General features: G+C 69.5%; 16 protein-coding genes. 6 read left to right on the top strand and 10 right to left on the bottom strand.

The window, feature by feature from the left end:
* Nucleotides 1–203 precede the first annotated feature (203 nt).
* The 3 genes from I0C86_RS21790 to I0C86_RS21780 are packed head-to-tail and all read left to right on the top strand — an operon-like array spanning nt 204 to nt 1,570.
* Entirely contained in the window at nt 204–641 is a 438-nt protein-coding gene (locus I0C86_RS21790; protein WP_196203113.1) for a roadblock/LC7 domain-containing protein, read from the top strand.
* Nucleotides 631–996 carry a DUF742 domain-containing protein gene (locus I0C86_RS21785; RefSeq protein ID WP_196203112.1) on the top strand — a complete coding sequence of 122 codons (366 nt, stop codon included), beginning with the start codon at nt 631–633 and terminating at the stop codon, nt 994–996. Before I0C86_RS21790 ends, I0C86_RS21785 begins: the two co-directional genes overlap by 11 nt.
* Before the next feature lie 19 nt (nt 997–1,015).
* Nucleotides 1,016–1,570 carry a GTP-binding protein gene (locus tag I0C86_RS21780; RefSeq protein ID WP_196203111.1) on the top strand — a complete coding sequence of 185 codons (555 nt, stop codon included), beginning with the start codon at nt 1,016–1,018 and terminating at the stop codon, nt 1,568–1,570.
* A gap of 76 nt (nt 1,571–1,646) precedes the next feature.
* On the opposite strand, the gene I0C86_RS21775 is transcribed toward I0C86_RS21780, so the two are convergent.
* The 6 genes from I0C86_RS21775 to I0C86_RS21750 form a co-directional block, all read right to left on the bottom strand.
* Complete coding sequence (locus I0C86_RS21775; protein WP_323373777.1) at nt 1,647–3,071, bottom strand: tryptophanase; 1,425 nt, start codon at nt 3,069–3,071, stop codon at nt 1,647–1,649.
* Between the two features lie 16 nt (nt 3,072–3,087).
* The gene (locus I0C86_RS21770; RefSeq protein WP_196203110.1) at nt 3,088–4,230 is read right to left on the bottom strand and encodes a tryptophan dimethylallyltransferase family protein; all 1,143 of its coding nucleotides are present in this window, start codon (nt 4,228–4,230) and stop codon (nt 3,088–3,090) included.
* A 772-nt stretch (nt 4,231–5,002) separates the two neighbouring features.
* Nucleotides 5,003–8,191 carry an AfsR/SARP family transcriptional regulator gene (locus I0C86_RS21765; protein ID WP_196203109.1) on the bottom strand — a complete coding sequence of 1,063 codons (3,189 nt, stop codon included), beginning with the start codon at nt 8,189–8,191 and terminating at the stop codon, nt 5,003–5,005.
* A 161-nt stretch (nt 8,192–8,352) separates the two neighbouring features.
* A complete protein-coding gene (locus I0C86_RS21760) occupies nt 8,353–9,240 on the bottom strand; it encodes a carbohydrate ABC transporter permease (RefSeq protein ID WP_196203108.1) in 888 nt (295 codons plus the stop codon).
* Between the two features lie 12 nt (nt 9,241–9,252).
* A complete protein-coding gene (locus I0C86_RS21755; protein ID WP_196203107.1) occupies nt 9,253–10,209 on the bottom strand; it encodes a carbohydrate ABC transporter permease in 957 nt (318 codons plus the stop codon).
* A gap of 85 nt (nt 10,210–10,294) precedes the next feature.
* The gene (locus I0C86_RS21750) at nt 10,295–11,674 is read right to left on the bottom strand and encodes an ABC transporter substrate-binding protein (protein WP_196203106.1); all 1,380 of its coding nucleotides are present in this window, start codon (nt 11,672–11,674) and stop codon (nt 10,295–10,297) included.
* A gap of 467 nt (nt 11,675–12,141) precedes the next feature.
* Here I0C86_RS21750 and I0C86_RS21745 point away from each other — a divergent pair, with 467 nt between their 5' ends.
* Complete coding sequence (locus I0C86_RS21745; protein WP_196203105.1) at nt 12,142–13,062, top strand: phosphotransferase; 921 nt, start codon at nt 12,142–12,144, stop codon at nt 13,060–13,062.
* 126 nt (nt 13,063–13,188) lie between these two features.
* Here the strand turns inward: I0C86_RS21745 and I0C86_RS21740 are convergent, their stop codons facing one another.
* From I0C86_RS21740 to I0C86_RS21725, 4 genes are all read right to left on the bottom strand, one after another.
* The gene (locus tag I0C86_RS21740) at nt 13,189–13,644 is read right to left on the bottom strand and encodes a hypothetical protein (RefSeq protein WP_196203104.1); all 456 of its coding nucleotides are present in this window, start codon (nt 13,642–13,644) and stop codon (nt 13,189–13,191) included.
* A 194-nt stretch (nt 13,645–13,838) separates the two neighbouring features.
* Nucleotides 13,839–15,038: a chymotrypsin family serine protease gene (locus I0C86_RS21735; RefSeq protein ID WP_196203103.1), complete on the bottom strand. Its 1,200-nt coding sequence runs from the start codon at nt 15,036–15,038 to the stop codon at nt 13,839–13,841.
* 220 nt (nt 15,039–15,258) lie between these two features.
* Nucleotides 15,259–17,631, bottom strand: coding sequence for an ATP-binding protein (locus tag I0C86_RS21730; protein ID WP_196203102.1), 2,373 nt, complete (start codon nt 17,629–17,631; stop codon nt 15,259–15,261).
* A gap of 188 nt (nt 17,632–17,819) precedes the next feature.
* A complete protein-coding gene (locus I0C86_RS21725) occupies nt 17,820–18,623 on the bottom strand; it encodes an SAM-dependent methyltransferase (RefSeq protein WP_255527784.1) in 804 nt (267 codons plus the stop codon).
* A 185-nt stretch (nt 18,624–18,808) separates the two neighbouring features.
* Between I0C86_RS21725 and I0C86_RS21720 the strand changes: the two genes are divergently transcribed.
* Nucleotides 18,809–19,381 carry a 2OG-Fe(II) oxygenase gene (locus I0C86_RS21720; protein ID WP_196203100.1) on the top strand — a complete coding sequence of 191 codons (573 nt, stop codon included), beginning with the start codon at nt 18,809–18,811 and terminating at the stop codon, nt 19,379–19,381.
* Nucleotides 19,382–19,431: 50 nt separating this feature from the next.
* Nucleotides 19,432–19,658: hypothetical protein (locus I0C86_RS21715; protein WP_196203099.1), on the top strand; the 227-nt coding region annotated here is incomplete at its 3' end.

Here is a 19,658-nt window from a genome sequence, read left to right as displayed (position 1 = left end):
CTGCCGCACCGGCAACCCCAACAGCACCTCGTTCCCGAACTGCGCGACGACAGCCTGCCCGGTGCCGGCGCGACGGCACCGGCGGAACCCGCTCGGTCTCCAGAGGAGGCCCGGAACCGGTTCACGCAGTATCAACAGGCTTGGGCCGCTGGTCGGGCAGCGGGCAACGACGAAGCAACCAGAGCTGATCAAGGCGGGAAAGCATGACCAACTCGACGTCGCATAACGACCTGACCTGGATGTTGGACGACCTTGTCGAGCTGCCCGGTGTCGTCTACGCGGTCGTCCTGTCCACCGACGGACTGATCGTGCAGAAATCCACCTCACTGCCGCAGGACGCCGCGGAACTCCTGTCGGCCGGCGCCTCCTCGCTGCACAGCGTCGCGGCCGGGATGGGCCGGCGCTTCGACAGCGGCCCGGTTCAACAGGTGATCATCGAGTACCGCGGCCAGACCCTGTTCGTCGCCGCCGCCGGGCCGAACGCCCGGCTGGCCGTACTCTGCGAGCCGTCCGTCGACATGGGGATGGTCGCGTACGAGATGAGCCGCCTGGTCACCCGGATCGGCGAGTACCTCGGTACCAAGGTGCGCGCCGTCGCACTGGCGCCCAACGGCCAACCTGGCACAGGCCATGACGTATGACATCTGGGACGGCGACGACGACGGCGAGGCCGGGCGGCTCGTGCCGCTGTACATCCTCGTCAACGGACGCACGACTCCACGGAACACCAACCTGGACCTGGCGACTCAGGTAATCGCCCTACCGGCCGACACCTCACGGTTGGAGCAGGAGTACAGGGAGATCATGAACCGGTGCTCCGGCTGGATCTCCATCGCCGAGATCGGCGCCTACCTGCACCGTCCGCTCACCATCACGAAGGTGATGGTCGACGTCCTCCTCGAGCAGGGGTTCCTGGGCATCGGAGCTCCCGCTCAGCGGAAGATCGCGGATCGCCGGCTGCTGGAGACGGTTCTCGCCGGTCTCGAGAGACTTTAGACAAGAGGGACTGATAGACGTGGATCGCAAATCGGTCAAGGTCGTCGTGGCCGGTGGCTTCGGCACCGGCAAGACCACCTTGGTCGGATCGGTCAGCGAGATTCCGCCGCTGACCACCGAGGAGGTCCTCACCCAGGCCAGCGTCGGGGTCGACGACACCACAGGAGTGGAGGGAAAGACGAGCACGACGGTCGCGCTCGACTTCGGCCGCATCACCATCACCTCCGACGTCGTCCTCTACCTCTTTGGCACCCCCGGCCAGGACCGGTTCTGGTTCATCTGGGACGAGCTCGCGCAGGGTGCGGTCGGGGCGATCGTGCTGGTCGACACCAGAAGGCTGGGTACCAGCTTCCCCGCGATCGACTACTTCGAGCGGCGGGGCATCCCCTTCGTCGCCGCCGTCAACCGGTTCTTCGGTGAGTGCCTGTACAGCGAGGAGGAGATCCGTACGGCGTTGAAGCTGGACCCGAACGTCCCGCTCCTGTGGTGCGACGCCCGGGATCGGTCGTCCAGCAAGAAGGCGCTGATCGAGCTGGTCCGGCACGCCATGGCCCGCCTACCGGTCAGCACCTGAGGCGACCCGACGGGAAGCGACCGTCGTCGGTGTGCCGAATCTGGTGCACCGACGACGGCGAGACCACGTCCGGAGGTCAGGCCCCGGGTTCGTCGGCCGGGTTGCGTACCGCTGTCGTCGTCGGTGCCAGCCTCACCTTGAAGTGGCGCAGCAGCGGCGGTGCCGAGACGATCCGGTACCCGCTCACCCGCTCCGGCTCCTTGGCGATCTCGGCGAGGACCGCGGCTACGTACTCGAAGTGGGTGTCGGTGTAGACCCGGCGCGGAATCGCCAGCCGGACGAGTTCGAAGGGCGCGGGGGTCAGCAGCCGGTGTTTGGCGTCCATGCCGCCCAGGTACAGCGACCCCAGCTCGGCACAGCGGATTCCACCGTCGAGATAGAGCTGGCAGCCCAGCGAGTGCCCGGGAAACTCGTGCGGGGCCAGGTGCGGCAGCAGACTGCCGGCGTTGAGATACAGGGCATGGATGCCGGCTGGCTGCACGGTTTCCACCCCGGCCTCGTTGATCATCCTGGCCAGTCGGGCGGTGGAGGCCGCCCGAGCCCGCAGGTACGCGGGATCGACGACCTCCCGTAGGCCCTGGGCGAGTCGTTCGAGGTCGTGACCGGCCAGCCCGCCATAGGTGGAGAATCCTTCGGTGGCGATCAGGTTCGCCTCGCAGCCGGCATGCAGGTCGTCGTCGCGCAGCCCGATGAACCCGCCGATCGCCGACAGGCCGTCCTTCTTGAGACTCACCACGCAGCCGTCGGCAAGCTCGAACGCGCGGGTGGCGATCTGCCGTGGTGTCCAGCCCCGGTAGGCCGGCTCCCGCTGACCGACCAGCCAGGCATTCTCGGCGAAGCGCGCCGCGTCCAGGAAGAACGGTACGCGGTGCCGCCGGCACAGCTCCCGGACGGCCTCGAGGTTGGCCATCGACACCGGTTGGGCGCCGAGTCCGTTGTTCGTGATGGTCATCAGGACCAGGCCGACCCGGTGCCCCTCGGGTCCGCCCAGGGTCCGTTCCAGTGCGTCGAGGTCGATGTTGCCCTTGAACGGCTCCTGGCTGTCCAGGTCGGCCGCCCGGGGATCCGGAAGGTCCAACGGCTTAGCACCGGCCAGCTTCACGTTGGCGCCGGTGGTGTCGAAATGCGTGTTGCTGATACAGATCTGACCGGGTTTCAGCAGGCTGGTGAAGAGGACACGTTCACCGGCCCGGCCCTGGTGGACCGGCAGGATGTGCGGATACCCGGTGAGGTCGTGCACCTCGTTCCGGAACCTGAACCATGACCGCGCGCCCGCGTACGACTCGTCGCCCAGCGCCGCCGCGGCCTCCTGGGCCGCCGACGTCGCTCCCGTACCCGAGTCGGAGAGCAGGTCGATGGTGATCTGGTCCGCGCGAAGGTTGAACGGGTTGTAGCCCGCCTCCTCGAGGGCCTGCCGGCGGTCCTCCGCGCTGAGGAAGGGAATCGGCTCGACGACCTTGATCCGGTACGGCGGCAGCATCGCGCGCAGGTCCGTGGGCACAACTTGCTCCTTGAAATCAGTGGTGTCCGGCCGTGGAGCGACCGATCGGTTGCTCTGCGGGCTCATGGGTCGCCAGCACCTGCCGGAGACGCGGCGGGCTCACCCGGTACGCCTCGGCGGACAGATAGACGGTCACACCTGGCCGGGGCGGGCCCAGTCGCAGTGACACGTGTGCGATCAGCCCGACGCCGTTGCGAAGCGGCCGCCGTGCCACCGCGTTGAGTGCCCGGTCGAACTCCGCGCCGCCGAAGCCGTACCGGGCGAGTAACGCCAGCACCCGGTCCCGGGCCTCCTCGTCGTCGTCGACGTAGCTCCGGATCGGCACGTAGACGCTGTATCCGACCGGCCGGTCGGCGCCCTCGACGAAGGTGTAGCTGCCCACGAGTGGGCGTCCGTCAAAGGGGCCGGTGCCGCCGGCCGCCGTCGCACAGAACTCGGCGACTTCCGCCGGGTCGACATCGTCGACGGCGCCGGCGGCTCGGACCACGTCCCGCACGTGTGCGCCGTGGTGCGTCAGGTAGAGCTTGACCCGGGCCTGCGGCCCGTCGTGCAGGTCGACCGCGAAGAACGTCAGCCGGTCTCTCCGCCCCAGCTCGCCGGGCCGGACGCCGTGGTCCAGCATCGTCCGGTACGACCCGCCCAGCCCGAGCCGGCGCAGGGCTTCGGCGACCAGGTCGGGCGCCCGTCCGACGCCACGAAGTTCCGGATTGAAATAGACCTTGAATTCGGGCCTTCTGCCACTGCGGAATACCAGCGAATGCCAGAGCCCGAACTCCCCCTGAGGATGCTCAGTGGAGAACAGATCCCGCACCGGATCAAGTCGCGACGTCGACAGTCCGAACCGAGCGGCCTGGGCACCGAGGAATTCGTATCCGGCGGACAGATTCGATCCCGGATCGGGAGGTGATCCCAGCGCCTCGGCCAGAATACGCAATGTGGGTGGCTCACCCGAGTTGAACGCGATGGAGAACTCCACCGGAGTGTGGTCGTCGGCCACGTTGGATGGCCAGGCCGGTGGTGCGGACAGTGGCCGCGAGCCAGTGGAACCGAGCAGGCCTCCCAGCAGTTCCAGGGGTGCGTCCGGATCCGTTCCGGCAACCGCGCACAAGCGGGCCAGTTGGCCACCCAGGTGCCCGGACAGGGACAAGCCGCCGCCCATCAACCCTCCCTCTCGGTTCTGCCCCCGTCGAATCAGATATTTCTTAATCCCCGCACCGGCGCTGACCGGCAGGCTTCGACAGCGGCCCAATCGGCCGGGCGACGATCACCAGCATTCAGGTATGATCAATGTGACGCAACTCCCATGTCGAGTGAGACAATAATCACAAAGCGAAGCGACTCATCTCGCTCAGTAACGTTGGCGGATGCGAATGCCCCGACCTCATCGCCGCCGCATTCGGTTGAGGTGCGGGGACGCGACATCGACACTCTCTGCGACACTCACCGGAGTGGATGGGAACGCTCACTCAACGCAACAATCGATCCCGGGCGTGCCGGCCACGTCGTCGAAGATTTTCGTCATCCTGACGGAACGGCATCCGCAGGCACGCTGCCGGACGGACCGTCGCCGACCATCTCCCGACACATTCCGCTCATGATTGATCACCTACAGTCAGGTCACGGAGGCGGTGAACGGGCCGCCCGACTCGACTCGGCCAGGCACCGCTCAACGCCGGCAATGCGGACCGGGAAAGCGAACCCCCCGCTTCCGGTCATCCCGATTCCTGTTCCGGCGACAATCCGCGCGGTGATCTCGAAGTCGGGTCCGATCAGCGCGGTGCCGGCGAGCCGAAATCGACGCAGAGATCGTCCGTCTTCGCGTTAATTCCGATCTTTCACACCGTATTCGTCCCGGAGCACGGCCGCACCGTCCCGGAGCACGACCGCACCGTCCCAGGGCACGACCACAGCCGCGCGCCCTGTCCGGCGACTCACGCCTGCTGGTCGAGTGTGGCCGGACCGTCCTGACACTCCGCCGCCTCGGGCACCCCGAGCAGCACGTACAGCGCGTTCGCGGAACTCCAGTGTGTCGCCGCGCCGTCACGGTCACCGGTCCTCCGGTACGCCCGGGCCAGCCCCGCGTGCGCGCGGGCCTGCTCGTACGGGTCCCCGATCTCGGTGGCGAGGGTCAACGCGGCGGAGTGCTCCAACCGGGCCCGTACCGGCTCGCCGAGGCGGTACAGCGACTCGCCGAGACTGTTGGTCGACGACGCCTCTCCCGCGCGTTCTCCCACCAGGCGGAGCAGGGTGAGCGCCTGCTCGATGGCGGTCAGCGCGGACGCGTGGTCGCCCTGCCGGAGCCGGACCCGGCCCAGCCCGTCCAGGGCGTGCGCCTCCCCCGCCCGGTCCCCCACCGCCGCGAACAGCGCGAGCGCCCGCTGGTAACGGCTGGCGGCCCTCGGCAGCCGCCCGACACGCATGTGCAGATCGCCGAGGCTCGCCAGTGCGTACGCCTCCCCGGTGGCGTCCCCGATCCGCTGGCAGAGGATCGCGGCGCTCCGCAGCCGGACCGCCGCCTCCCGATAGCCGCCCTGCCGCAGCAGCACATGACCGAGGTTGCCCGCAGCCCGCGCCTCGCCGGCCCGGTCACCGACGCGACGGCACAGCAGCAGGGCGTCCCGCAGTGCCACCGCCGCTTCCGCGTACCGGCCCTGCCGCTGCTGGACGTGGCCGAGGTTGCCCAGAGCCCGGGCCTCGCCCGCGCTGTCGCCGTGCTCGCGGCAGAGCAGGACCGCCCGGCCCAGACGCTCGATCGCCGGAGCGTACCGGCCCTGCTGGGCACACATCACGGCGAGACCGGTCAACAGGTGTGCCTCGTTGATCCGGTCTCCGGTGTCCCGCGCCGCGCCGAGGGCGTGCTCGTGCATCCGCTCGGCCTCGGCGAAATAGCCGCCGCTCTCCAGGTACCGCAGCGTCGTCAGGGTCATCCGGATGGCGTGCGAGGAGCGGCCGCGTTCGGCCGCCCGGACCACGGTGGCGACCAGGGTCGCCCGTTCGGCGTCCAGCCACTCCCGTGCGGCCTGCGGGTCCGCGATCGGTGCCGGGGCCACCGACGGCGTGCCGACCTGCGGACGGCGGTGCCGCTCCGCCGGGTACAGCATGTCGATGGCCGCCGCCGCGGCGAAGAGTTCGTAGTCGAACAGGCGGTCCAGGGCGGCGTCGGCCTCCGTCACCGACTCGTCGGCCGCGCAGCGTTCGGCCGCGTACGCGCGGAGCAGGTCGTGGAAGGTGTACCGCTGGTCTGGATCGGGCTGCACGAGATGAGCTCGCGCCAGGGTGTCAAGCAACTGTCGGGCCTGCTCGGTTTCCGTGCCGAAGAACGCGGCTGCGGCGTACCGGTCGATGTCCGGTCCCGGGTGCAGGCCCAGCATCCGGAAGGCCCGCGCGGCGGCCGGAGCCAGTTGCCGGTACGACCAGGACAGCACCGCCCGGACTCCGGTCCGTGGATCCCCACCGGCGTCGAGCAGATGGAGCCGCCCCTGCTCGTCGGCCAGTTCACGGACCAGTACGGCCAACGGCGCGGTCGGCCGGGTGAGGATGAGTTCGGCGGCGACGCGCAGGGCCAGCGGCAGCCGCGCGCAACGGTCGGCGAGCGCGGCGGCTGCCTCGGACTCCCGGGCGACGCGCTCGCCGAGGGTCCGCCAGAGCAGTTCGACGGAGTCCGCGGTGGAGAGCAGACCGAGTCCGATCCGGTCCGCGCCGTCCCGGGCCACCAGGCCGGCGAGGGTGTCGCGGCTGGTCACCACGACGGCGCAGGAGGCGCTACCCGGAAGCAGGGGGCGTACCTGCGCCACCGACGCCGCGTTGTCCAGGACGATCAGCATCCGCCGGCCGTCCAGTTGGCTGCGGTACCGCGCGGCACACTCGTCGAGGTCGAACGGAACTTCGGTGCCGGGCACGCCCAGGGCGCGGACGAACCCGGCCAGCGCCTCCCGTGGCAGCATCGGCTGGTCGATGTCGTAGCCACGGAGGTTCACGTAGAGCTGCCCGTCGGGGAACCGGTGCCGGGTTCGGTGTCCCCAGCGCAGCGCGAGGGCGGTCTTACCGACCCCGGCGGTGCCGGACAGCACGACCGTCGGTACCGCAGAGGGTTCCGCCCGGCCCTCCTCCGGTGGCCGCAGCAGCAGCCGGTCCAACATGGACGTTTCGGCCGATCGTCCAATGAAGCCGGATACGTCCGCCGGAAGCTGGGCCGGCCCGGCCGGCCGGGCCGGCTCCACCTGCGGCCGCCCGGCCGACCGGGTCGGAGCCGAAGCCGAAGTCGGAGCCGAAGCCGGCATGCGCCTGTCCGGCGTACGCAGCGCGGCCCGGTAGGCGGAGGTTAGTTCGGGCCCGGGTTCGACGCCGAGTTCCTCGATCAGCCGCCGACGGATCTCCCGGAAGGCGGAGACGGCCCGATCACGGCGTCCCATGGCGTGGTAGGCCCGGATCAGCAGGCCCTGAGCCGTTTCGTCGAGCGGGCTGTGCGCGGCCGCCTCCTCCAGGGTCGGCAACACGTCCGCCGCCCTGCCATTGGCGACCATGACCTCCCCGTACCGGCCGACCGCCGCCCGCCGCTCCTCCAGCAGAGCGACGACCTTCGGATGCCGGGCGAGCAACGGGACGTCGACGAGCGGCGCGGCGCGCCAGAGCCCCAATGCCCGCTGCCACAGCCGCACCGCGCCGGCCGGATCGCCCCGACGTTGCGCCTCGGCCGCTTCGGCGGCAATCTCGCGGAACCGGAGCAGGTCGAGGTTCTGCGCCGGTACGGCCATCGCGTACCCGTCCCCGACCCGTGGCAGGACAACGCTCCGGGTATGGGTCTGACGATCGGGCTCGAGCAGGCGACGGAGATTCTTGACGTGGGTCTGGACGATGTTCGTGGCGGTCGCCGGCGACTGGCCGTCGTCCCAGAGCGTGTCGATGATCTCCGCCCGGGTCATCGGTCGGCCCGCCGCGAGGGCCAGCAGGCCGATTACGGTGCGCTGGCCGGGTGAGGAGAAGGTGATGTGGTGTCGTCCACGCCAGGCCCGCACCGATCCGAGAATCTCCACCCGTACGGCGTCGCCGCCCTCACCGCCCACGGCATCGGAGAGCGTGCCGGAGATATCCTCCCGAGCTACGGTCCTGCCGTCCCCCATGCCTAACAGGGTGACCGGCGGTGGGTACGGAGGCAAGGGGCGCCGTCGGCGATGTCCGGGCTGTTGGACGACGTCGCCGGGCAGTGTCCCGAACAGCTTCCGGTCGTTCGGGCCTTCCCTGAGCCCGGCGGACGCGACGCGGCTCCCGGCCCAACCGCTGGCTATCCCTTGACGCTGCCGGCGGTCAGCCCGGACATGATGTTCCGCTGGAAGATCAGGAAGATGATCACGGTCGGGATCGCGGCGATCACCGAGGCGGCGATCACGACGTTCATCGGCGTACCGCCGGCGAAGGCGTAGATGCCGACGCTGACCGTCCGGGTCTCCGGCGACGGCATGACCAGCTTCGGCCAGAGGAAGTCCTTCCAGACCGCCGTCATGGCCAGGATCGCGACCACCCCGAGGATGGGGCGGGACATCGGCAGGATGATCGACCAGAGCGTACGCAGCGGCGTCGCCCCGTCCATCAGGGCCGCCGACATCAGCTCCTCCGGGATCGAGTCGAAGAACCGCTTCAGCAGGAAGATGTTGAACGCGTTCGCGACCAGGGGCAGCCAGATCGCGAACGGCGAGTCCAGCAGGTTGATGTGCACGATCGGCAGGTCGATCACGGTCACGTACTGCGGAACGATCAGGACCATCGCCGGGATCATCAGCGTGGCCAGCATCAGCCCGAGGATCAGGTTGCCGAAGATCGGCCGGAGCTTCGACAGCGAGTACGCCGCCGCGGCGTCGAAGACGAGTTGGAACAGCACCGCGCCGGTCGCGTAGTAGAACGTGTTGAAGAGCAGCTTGGCCAGGTCCAGGTTGTTCCACGCGTCGACGTAGTTCTGCGGCCGGGGGTCCTTCGGAAACAGCGACGGCGGGGTCTGCGCGATCTCCTGGCCGGACTTCAGCGCGCCGGTGACCATCCAGTAGAGCGGCCCGAGGAAGACCAGCGTGAACACCACCACGACGACGGCGAGCAGCGTCCAGTAGAGGATCCTGCCGCGTCCGCGTCGAAGCTGGGCTTGGGAGATGAGGGTCCGGGTCCCGGAGTCCTGTGCCATTTCTCGCCCGTCCTAGTCCTGTTTCGCGGTCAGCCGTGCGTAGACGGCGGAGAAGCCGGCCAGCACCACGAGCATGATCACCCCGAGCGCCGCCGCGCCGTTGAGGTCGTTCTGGAAGAACCCGTGCTGGTAGATGAGGTACGCCACCGAGGTCGCGGAGTCCTCCGCGCCCGCACCGTTGGCGAGGATCAGTGGCTCGATGAAGAGCTGCATCGTGGCGACGATCTGGAGCATCGCCAGGAGCGCGAGGATCAGCCGGGTCTGCGGGATCGTCACGTGCACGATCCGCCGCCAGATCCCGGCGCCGTCGAGCTCGGCCGCCTCGTAGAGCTCGCCGGGGATGTTCTGTAGTGCCGCCAGGTAGATGAGCACAGCACTGCCCATGTTCATCCAGGTCGACGCGATCACCATCGCCGGAATCGTCATCTCGGGGGACTGCATCCACTCCGACGTCGGCAGGTGCAGCGCCTTCAGGATCGAGTTGAACAGCCCCGCCTCGCTGGGGTCGTACGCGTAGAACTTGAACAGGAAGAGCGCCGAGGCGGGCGGCAGCATCACCGGCAGGTAGACCAGGATCCGCAGGTACCCCTTGGCGTGCCGGAACTCGTTGAGCAGGATCGCCACGAAGAACGGCACCGCGTACCCGAGGACGAGCGCGAGGACCGTGAAGTAGAGGGTGTTCTTCCAGGCGGGCCAGAAGCTGGGGTCGGCGATGATCCGGGAGTAGTTGTCCCAGCCCACCCAGGTGGTCTCGCCCCGCCGGGTGCGCTGGAAGCTCATCACGATGCCGCGGATCATCGGGTACCAGGAGAAGACGGCGAAGCAGGCCACCGCCCCGATCAGGAACGTGTGCCCGGTGAGGTTGTCCCGTACCTTGCGGCCGAGGCTCGTACGCGCAGGGCCGGTCGGACGCGGCGGCGCGGGGCGGCCAGGCTCTCTGTCCGTACCCGGGACGGCGATGATCGCCAAGGCATCTCCTGCGGAAGTCGGTGACGTCGACGGTGTGGCGCGGACGGGTGTGGGGGCCGAGTGCCGACCCCCACACCTCGTCGAATCAGCTCTCGGCGGCCAGTAGCTGGTTGACCTTGCCTTCGGCGGTCTTGAGCAGCGCGTCGATGTTCGAGTTCGGGTTCGTCAGCACCCCGGACATCGCGGCGTCGAGCACCGCGTAGATCGCCTGCGCGTTGCGGGGCTCACCCTTGATCGGGACCGGGGTCGCCTCGAAGATCGCGAAGTTCGCGGTGTCGACGTTCGCGTTCGCCTTGCGCAGTTCGAATTCCTGCTTCTGCGCCTCGCTGCCGCCCGCGAACAGCAGCGGCTGGGGCAGACCCACCGGGTAGTTCTGCGGCTTGGCCCGGACGTAGTCGAACTGGCCCTTGCCCGGCGTCAACTTCTGGTACGCGATCCACTTCATACCGGCCTTGACCTGCTCCGGGGTGAGACCCTTCTTGAAGAAGTAGCCCTCGCCGCCGCCGAGCGTCCCCTTGGCCGGGCCGTCCTGGCCGGGCAGCGGGGCCATCGCCCAGTCCTGGAACTTGCCCTGGAACTGGCTGACGATCGCCTGGGTGGCGTCCGGTGCGCCGATGAACATGCCGACCTTGCCCGCGCCGGCGTTGGTCAGCAGGTCGCCCCACTGGAGCAGCTGACGGGCGCCCATGCTGTTGTCGCCGTACCGCATGTCCTTGAGGTTCTGCAGGACCTGCTTGCCCATCGCGTTGTTGAAGTCGGCCTTCTTGCCGTCCGGGGTCAGCACCTGGCCGCCCTGGGAGTAGAGCAGGGAGGTGAAGTGCCAGCCGCCGGTGTTGCCGGCGCTGTACTCCGAGTAGCCGGCGACACCGTTGCCGAGCGCGGAGATCTTCTTGGCCGCGTTCCGGACCTCGGTCCAGGTCTTGGGCGGGCTGTTCACGTCGAGGCCGGCCTGCTGGAACAGGACCTTGTTGTAGACCAGGCCCATCGAGTAGTTCTTCACCGGTACGGCGTAGAGCTTGCCGCCGTCGCTGAAGACCTCCCTGAGCGCCGGGTCGACGCTGTCCCAGGTCGGGATGTTGTCCTTGTTGGCGAACTCGGTGATGTCCATTGCCTGACCGGAGTCGAGCACCTGCGCCAGATCGGTCATGTACCCGTAGAACACGTCGGTCACGGTGCCGCCGGCCAGGCGAGCGGTGAAGTCCGGCGGGTTGTTGCACTGCTCGCCGACGCTCACGCTCTTGACGACGATGTCCGTGTTCTGCTTCTGGAACTCCACGACATCGTCGTTCCAGTTCTGCAACAGCTCCTTCTGCGAGCCGACCGGCTGGCAGTCGACCGTGATGGTCACCTTGCCGCCCGCGGTCGAGTCGCCGTCGTCGCTCTTCGTGGAGCACGCCGTGAGGCTGAGCCCCAGGCCGGCCACGAGCGCCAACGCCGCGGCCTTCCGGTACTGCGGTACGGACATCTGTCCATCCCTTCGGGAACTGGAGTCTCCATGACCTGTGCTGATGCGCGGGATCGTCACCGCGGCCATGCCCTGCTACTGATCTCTATCCGCCATGTCTGACCTGGCCTTGGAGCTGCCTGACGTCGGGTTGTGAGTGGAGTCACTGTAGCGAGACGAACTCATTTCAGCAAGATATCGACTGGGTTTTGAAAAGACACGACTTGATTACGGCAGACGACGACAAGAGCGCCCGAGTGGTACGTGGAATCTCCCGTTTCACCCTGGTTCAACGGTGGTGGGCGCGCCAGCACTTGCGGCAAAGCTGTCTTTTCGGTTGGCCCTACGGGCCCACGGCCCAGTCGCCGGAATCGCCGCCTCGACACCACGTCGAACTCCCGGGGAGCGGATCGTCACGGACGTCCGGTGATCGTCCAGCAGACGATCTCGCCTCCGGTGCGTTCGGCGCCTGTGGCACAGTCCTGAGTGTGCCGTTGGACGAGCTGCCGGACTGGTTACCGGCCTGGTGTCTCGAGCATCTGGGCGGGGAGCCCGCCGGTGTGCTGTTCCAGTCGCGACAGGTCTCGATGGTGTTCGGTCTGCGGGTGACCGGTGGCAGGAACGTCGTGGTCAAGGCGCGCGCCGATGACGGCCGGGCTTCGTCGTGTGTCGCGGCGCAGGCTCGGCTGGCCGAGCGCGGGTTTGCGTGTGCCCGGCCGCTCACCCCGGTGGTCGGTGTCGGTGCACTGGGCGTGCACGCCGAGGAGTACCGGCCCGGAGGCGAGGTGTTGCACGGGGACTCGCCGGACATCGCTGTCCGCTGCGCGGAGGTGTTCGCCGGGCTGATGGCCGCGCTTGCCGGTGTGTCCGTCGGGCCGCCGCTGCCGAATCCGCCCTGGGTCCGCTGGGACCACACCGATTCCGGGGTGTGGCCGGCGATCGACCTTCTCGACGGCCGGGACCCGAGTGTCGTGTCCGCGCACATTGTCGAGACGGCTGAGCGGGCCCGGGAGCGGCTGCTGGCCGCCGGCCTGCCGTGCGTGCTCGGCCACGCCGACTTCGAGGCGCAGAACCTGCGGTGGCAGGGTCGGCAGGTGTGGGCGGTGCACGACTGGGACAGCCTGGCGTGGCAGCCGGAGGCGGCGCTCGTGGGAGCGGCGAGCGGGTCGTTCGCCAGTTCCGGGCCGCCCACGCTGGCGCCGATCGACAGCTCCGAGGCGTTCCTGGTGGCTTACCAAGACATTCGAGGGCGCCAGTTCACGGCCGTGGAGCTGGAGATGGCATGGGCCGCCGGCCTGTGGATGGCTGCGTACAACGCCCGGGAGATGGCACTGTGCGGTGGCGCGCCGGCGGGTGCCGATGCGCTGCGGGTGCAGGCAGCCGAACGCCTCCGCCGGGCTGATGCCTAACATCAGCACACAAGTTCAGCGAGCGCCCCGCCGTGACGGCCGCCCGCCCTTCGAGATCATCACCCCCCGCCGGTCCTCCCCGACGACCTCCGCCAAGCCCTCGGCACCATCAGTCGTCCCAACCAGCTAACCGATGTGCAGCAGCAACACCTGGTCGTCGCGGAGCTGGGCGATGCTGTCACGCAGCAGAGTAAGCCCGTCGAATCCGGCCACGCCGCTCTCCTCGAACTCGAGCCCCATCTCCGCGAAGTGGGCCGCCAACTCCGCCGCGGAATGTCCGGCCGGATCGAGCTGGTGCAGGAGGTTCTCGTCCCCCGACGTGATCAGCCTGCTCACCCCGTACGCCGCGCTGATCGCCGTTGACTCGACGTCCAACTCCGGCGACTCCAGGTCCACCCCGCGCTCCTCGAGATAGTTCAAGACCAGCAGCATGCAGTAGCCGGACCAGCCGTAATCCGCCGGCTCGTGTCCGTGCTCGGCCAGATACTGGTGGAACAACGACGGTGACGTGCTCGCCAGCCCGGCCAGCTCCGGGATGCGGCTTCGGTCGAGCAGGATCAGCGACGCGATGGCGGACATCATGCCCCTTCCTTCGTAGTTGCACGGTCGAACACCGTCCACCTTTTCAGGTTCCAGTTGACGGCCGTGCCCCCGACGACGGCTCGCTCCGCCGTGGGCTGGGCGGCGGAACAGGGGAATGGCAGACGGCGGGGACCCGGTAGTTCGTGCGGGAACGGAGGAGCCGGCCTGCGGGCCGGCCCCTCCGCCCGCTTCCCCTACGAGGTGCGGACCGAGACGCCGAGCGCCTCGTCGTAGCGGTCGGCGGCACTCCACACCGCGCGGCCGATGTTGTCACCGAAGTTGCACCAGCCGGTGGTCGACCCGTACGCCGTCCAGTCGAACGACCAGCCGCCGCCGCTGTCGCCGGCCGCGATCGTTCCCGGACCGCTCATCGCGGCCAGCTGGCCGTAGGTGAACCCGTCGAGCGTGCACGACGAGATCGGGTAGGTGACCGTGGTGCCGCAGCCCCGGACGTTCGAGGACCGCCCGAACACGCAGACCGCCTCGCCCACCGTGATCCCGCTCTGCGGTTCGACCGAGGCAATGTCGCGGATCTCGCCGACCGACGCGTAGAAGTCGTCAGGTTGCGAGGTCGACGTGGTGTGCCACTGGACGTCGCCCCACGTGCCGCGATGTTCCTGCTGCAACGAGAAGCTGTAGTTGACGTCCGGCGCCGGGCCGGGGTCGACGATGGTGTCGATACCCTGGCAGTGCCCGGCGGTGGTCACGCCGGTCGTACCGGTGGTGTTGTGCCGCACCGGCCAGCCGCTGGTGCACCACCCGCCCGTGGTGTCGAAGACGACCATCCCACCGAACGCGGCGGACAGCCTGCCGACCGGCTTGTCCACGACGGTCAGCTGAACGCCGTCGCGCAGCTGGTTCGGCAGCGCCGCGGCCAGCGCGGACATCGAGGCGGGCAGGCCGGACCGGGCGGTCACCGCGGCGACCAGCCGGGCGTTGGTGATGTCGACCGCCGTGCTGAAGTCGCGGTAACCCAGCCCGGTCAGCTCCTTCTGCAACAGCGTCGAGCGCTCGCTCAGTTCCTTCAGGGAGTACGGCTGCCCGTCGGCGATCCGGATCGTGATGCCGGCCTCCGCGACGGCCTTCCGGACGGCGTCGTTCGCCTTGCCCTTCACCAGCAGCGTGGGTGTGCCGCCCGGTGTGCTCGCCAGGACACCGCCCACGAAGGCGTCCGGTGCACGCAGCGCCACCTCTTCCTGTACGCGGCCCAGCCGCTCGGCCACCTCGCGGTCCGCGCGGGCCTGCTCGACCGTCCATCCTCGAGCCTTGGCCACCAGCGCGAGATCCACCGTCTCACTCTGCGCCTCCGGCGGCGCCGCCACGGCCGGGCCACTGCCGGCGACCAGCGCAACCACCGCCAGGCACGCCCCCAGGGCCAGCTTGGTCCTTCTCATCCTGCCTCCTCGCTCGACATCGACTGCGCTCCGACTCTGACAGCGGACCTGCGGGGCGAAGGCCGATCCTGGACAGCGCAGGACAGCGCAGGACAGCGTCGGACAGGATCCGACGCGTACCCGCTCGGTCACAGGAGCTGCGGCACACCGGAAACCGGGCCGTCGGACGTGACAGGATGACGAATCGGGCGATTCTTCGGAACGTACCGCCGGACCGGTGTCAGGCAGCCACGGTCTTGGCGCGGATCTCGGCCGCCCGGGGATGTTCCAGTTCGTCGAGCACGGACAGCGCGGTCAGCCACGCCTGGCGTGCCGCGTCGCTGTCCCCCATCGCCTGGTGGGTGTCGCCCACGTGGTCCAGCGTGTCGGCCTCGTAGAACTGGTCGCCGAACTCGCGGAACAGTGCCAGGGCGAGCCGGTAGCACTCCAGCGCCTCGTCGTGCCGAGCCAGGTGGTGGTACGCGTACCCGAGGCTGTCCCATGTGCTGGCCTCGCCGTGCCGGTCTCCGGTGAGGCGCAGCAGCCTGACCGCTTCCTGGCAGTCGGTCAGCGCCGCGTCGAACTCGCCGAGTAGCGCGTGGTACCAGCCCACCGAGTTGTACGCGTACGCCAGCCTGGCCTGGTCGTCGGCGCCGCGCAGCAGGTCGCGGCTGCGGGCGGCGTGCTCCAGGGCGTCCCGGGGGCGTCCTTCGCGCTCCAGGGTCAGGCAGAGGTTGCGGTGGCAGCCCGCCTGGCCGGCGAGGTCGCCCATCTCCCGGTACAGGTCGAGCGCCTGGCGGGCGTGGTCGCGGCTGTCGTCGTACCGGTCCAGCCGCCCGTACACGCCGATCAGGTCACGGTGGATCCGGGCCAGCCACGCGCGGTCGCCCAACTGGTCCGCGGCGGCCAGCGCGATCCGCAGCCCGGCCAGCCAGTCCTGCCAATGGCCGCGCAGGCGCTGAAACCAGCCGACCGTCCAGGCAAGGTGGCAGGCGTGCGCGGGGAAGCCGTGCGCCCACGCCGCCTCGGTCGCGGCGATGAGCACCGGGTACTCGGCGGCGTACCAGGTCAGGGCGGCGGTGAGGTCGGCAAGCCGCTCCGGCTGCGCGCCGGCGACCGTCGGAGGTGGCTCGATCGGGCCGCGCCGCGAGTCGAGCAGCATGGTGGCGGTGTTCGCGGTGCGGGTGTAGTGGTCCAGGACCCGGGCAAGCGCGCCGTCGGCGTCCGACGCCCCGGCGAGTTCGACGGCGTACGCGCGGAGCAGGTCGTGGCAGGCGAACCGGCCGGGGCGTTGTTCGGTGAGCAGGTTGGCGCGGGCGAGTTCACGCAGCAGCCCTCCGGAGGCGGTGGCCGGGACGGCGGCGAGGCTGGCCGCCGCGGCGAGCCCGATGTCGGGTCCCGGGTGGACGCCGAACAGCCGGAACATCCGGGCGGCGCCGTCCGGCAGCATCCGGTACGACCACGACAGTACGGTGCGGACGTCAGAGGCCGCCTCGCCGGCGGCGAGCGCGTCAAGGGGGCGCCCGAGTTCACCGGCGAGCTTCGGCAACGGCACCTCGTCGGCGATCACCCGAGCCGCGGCGACGGCCAGCCCGAGCGGGAGGCCGCCGCAGCGATCGACGATCTGGTCCACCGCGTCGGTGTGCGCGGCGACCTGGTCGGGGCCGAGCCGGGCGGCGAGCATCTCGGTCGCCTCCCCGGTGGACATCACCGCGAGCACGACCGCCCGGGCACCGTCGACGGCGACCAGGCCGGTCAGGCGGTTCCGGCTCGTGACGATCACCACGCAGCCGGGCGAGCCGGGCAACAGCGGGCGGACCTGCGCGGCGTCGGCGGCGTTGTCCAGCAGGACCAGCGTCTGGCGGGTGGCCAGCAGGCTGCGGTAGAGGGCGGTCCGCTCGTCCGCTCCGGCCGGGATCTGCGCGGCGGGAACGCCCAGCGCGACGAGGAAGCCGTGCAGCGCGGTGGCGGGCTCGAGTGGCGTACCAGCGGGGTCGAAGCCGCGCAGGTTGACGTACAGCTGGCCGTCCGGAAACCTGTCCGCCACCCGGTGCGCCCAGTGCACGGCGACCGTGGTCTTGCCTACCCCGGCCGTGCCCGACACGGCGGCGACCCGTGCGCCCGGCCCGGCCAGCAGCCCGTCCAATGCGGCGAGTTGCTCGACCCGGCCGGCGAACGCCGGAGCGTCGGCGGGCAGCTGGCGCGGCACCGCGGGGCGGGACGGGCGGACAGGGTCGGTGACCGTCGGATCCTCGTCGGCGGGCTGCGCCGGCTGGATCCCCTGCCGGCCCGGCGCGGTCCGGCGCTCGGCCACGCGGTCCCGGGCGGTGGCCAGCATCCCCTGCTCCGCCTGGGTAGCGCCGAGCAGCCTGATCAGCGTGTCGAAGCGGCTCGTCGATGGCAGGACCTGCCCGGAGAAGTAGCTGCCGATGGCGCCCACGGACCATCCGGTCTTGGCGGCCAGATCGCGGTAGGTCAGCTCCGGCAGAGACCGCTCCCGTGCCTCCCTCCGGCGCAGGTGGCGCAGAACCCGTGCCAGGTCATCCAACGTGTCGATATCCGACAGCACCACACGTATCCCCCGCCCGCCCGGTAGGTCGGTCAGCACCCGCATCCAAGAATAGGACTCCGTCTATCGCGTCTGGCTCGGCTCTATCGGATCCGCGACAACGCACTGTCCGGTGCCGTCCGGTCGTCCCCCTTTCGTCCTCCACGGGGATGAGCCTCGTCGTCGGGACGGCGCGATTCCGGGCCGAGGACCGCAGCTGGCGCAGGCGCACGGGCCGGAGGAGCTGCTGCGGGCTACCGCTTCCGGCCGATTCCGGCGGCGACCTTCAGCATGGTCGGGGCAGCCGTCGCGTCCGGCCACCACTCCTGCACGTCCACCACACCGGGCGGAAGCAGCTCGAGACCGTCGAAGAAGCTCTCGATCTCGGCCCGGGGCCGGAAGGTCATCGGAGCCGGAGAGTTGACCGAGATCTCCTCCAGCTTGGCCTTCGCGGCCGGATCGCTGCCGTCCACACAGAACTGCGAGATGCAGATGTGGCTGCCCGGGGCCATCCGGTCCCGGAACTCGGCGACCACGGCGGCCGGGTCCTCCTCGTCGGTGACGAGGTGGAACAGCCCGATGAACAGCAGCAGCATCGGCTCGTCGAAGTTGATCAGCCGCCGTATCTGCGGATCGCCGAGCAGTTCCGCCGGTCGGCGTACGTCGGCCTGGATCGAGGCCACGTTGTCGTCGGTGGCGAGCAGGGCCCGGTTGTGGACGAACACGATCGGGTCGCTGTCGACGTAGACCACCCGGGCCCCGGGGACGATCGCCCGAGCCGTCTCGTGGACGTTCGGCGAGGTGGGAATGCCGGCTCCGACGTCGAGGAACTGCGTGATCCCGGCCTTGGCGCACATCTGGGTCGCGCGCAGCAGGAACCGGCGCTGAGCCCTGCCGAGCGCGGGCAGGTCCGGCGCGAGCGCGATCACCTGCCGAGCGGCCTCCCGGTCCACCTCGAAGTTGTCCTTGCCACCGAGCACGTAGTCGTAGGCGCGGGCGTGGCTCATTTGCGTCGTGTCGATTCCAGACGTCGCAGAATCCTGTTCGGACACAACCATTCCGCCTTCGGCTCGAAGTCTGTTGACGCTCGCCGATCTTAATCCTCCGGAGACCCGGTCGACCGGTCGGCCGGACCTCCGGGCCACCGCAACCGGGGCAACTCACGATCTTCCATCGGTAAGGGCCGCAACGGGGGAGGTGTCCCGGCCGCAGCCTCGTCTATCCTGCCGCCAGGGAGCTGGCCATGGACATCCTCGTCGAACCCGACTTCGTTCCGCCGACGCAATGCGCACACCTGATCGCCGAGTTCCGCCGCGTCTCGGATCTCGACGCCGGATCCAGGAAGACGACGATCCGCACCGAGCTACCGGCCGTCGCACTGAGGCGGCACGGGTGCCTCGACCTCGACCCCGTACGGGACCGGGTGCTGGCGCGACTGGGCTGGTTCTACCGGGTCTCCGGCAGCCTGTACCTGGAGTACACACTGCTGAGCGAGATGCGTGCCGGTGATCGGCACGTGCTGCACGCCGACAGCGAGCGCCTGGACAACGGCGTCTGGACGCCGAACCACACCCCGTTCCGGAGCCACGCGGCGATGCTGTACCTGAACACGAGCGGACCGGCGGGCGACTACCGAGGAGGCCTGCTCCGGTTTCCCGGAATGGGCCGCGAAATATCACCGACGGCGGGAACGCTTGTCGGCTTCACCAGCGGACGCGCCCACCAGCACGAGGTGACGACCGTACGGGACGGCATCCGCTACGCGGTCGCGTTCTGGCTGACCCCGCACCGGACCCACGAGGAGCATTGGAGCTGATGTGATCTTCCGGCTGAGCAGGAGACAGTGGACATCGGTGCCGAGGCACCATGTCTGACATCTGGACGGTGCTGACCCGGATGCAGACCGATGGAGACTTCCTCTTCGCGGTGCGCGGCGATCCCGATCAGGCGCTGGCCGCCTACGACCTGACCGACGCCGAACGCGCCACCCTCACCCAGCCGGACAACCAGGCGCGGTGGGCACTCGTCACGGCGGTCGCCCGGGGGACGGCGACGACCGAGGGTGATTTCGAACCGGCGCTGCTGTTCGTGCC

The organism is Plantactinospora alkalitolerans (assembly GCF_015690345.1).
Taxonomy (GTDB): Bacteria; Actinomycetota; Actinomycetes; order Mycobacteriales; family Micromonosporaceae; genus Plantactinospora; species Plantactinospora alkalitolerans.
Note: the sequence above shows the minus strand (reverse complement) of the source record. Positions and strands in the feature narration are given on the sequence as shown.

Bases quoted from the DNA above. Each gene is read 5' to 3' on its own strand.
- I0C86_RS21740 (WP_196203104.1), bottom strand. From the start codon at position 13,644: ATGATGTCCGCCATCGCGTCGCTGATCCTGCTCGACCGAAGCCGCATC.
- I0C86_RS21725 (WP_255527784.1), bottom strand. From the start codon at position 18,623: ATGGTTGTGTCCGAACAGGATTCTGCGACGTCTGGAATCGACACGACG.
- I0C86_RS21770 (WP_196203110.1), bottom strand. From the start codon at position 4,230: ATGGGCGGCGGCTTGTCCCTGTCCGGGCACCTGGGTGGCCAACTGGCC.
- I0C86_RS21785 (WP_196203112.1), top strand. From the start codon at position 631: ATGACGTATGACATCTGGGACGGCGACGACGACGGCGAGGCCGGGCGG.
- I0C86_RS21750 (WP_196203106.1), bottom strand. From the start codon at position 11,674: ATGTCCGTACCGCAGTACCGGAAGGCCGCGGCGTTGGCGCTCGTGGCC.
- I0C86_RS21765 (WP_196203109.1), bottom strand. From the start codon at position 8,191: ATGGGGGACGGCAGGACCGTAGCTCGGGAGGATATCTCCGGCACGCTC.
- I0C86_RS21730 (WP_196203102.1), bottom strand. From the start codon at position 17,631: ATGCGGGTGCTGACCGACCTACCGGGCGGGCGGGGGATACGTGTGGTG.
- I0C86_RS21735 (WP_196203103.1), bottom strand. From the start codon at position 15,038: ATGAGAAGGACCAAGCTGGCCCTGGGGGCGTGCCTGGCGGTGGTTGCG.
- I0C86_RS21790 (WP_196203113.1), top strand. From the start codon at position 204: ATGACCAACTCGACGTCGCATAACGACCTGACCTGGATGTTGGACGAC.
- I0C86_RS21720 (WP_196203100.1), top strand. From the start codon at position 18,809: ATGGACATCCTCGTCGAACCCGACTTCGTTCCGCCGACGCAATGCGCA.
- I0C86_RS21760 (WP_196203108.1), bottom strand. From the start codon at position 9,240: ATGGCACAGGACTCCGGGACCCGGACCCTCATCTCCCAAGCCCAGCTT.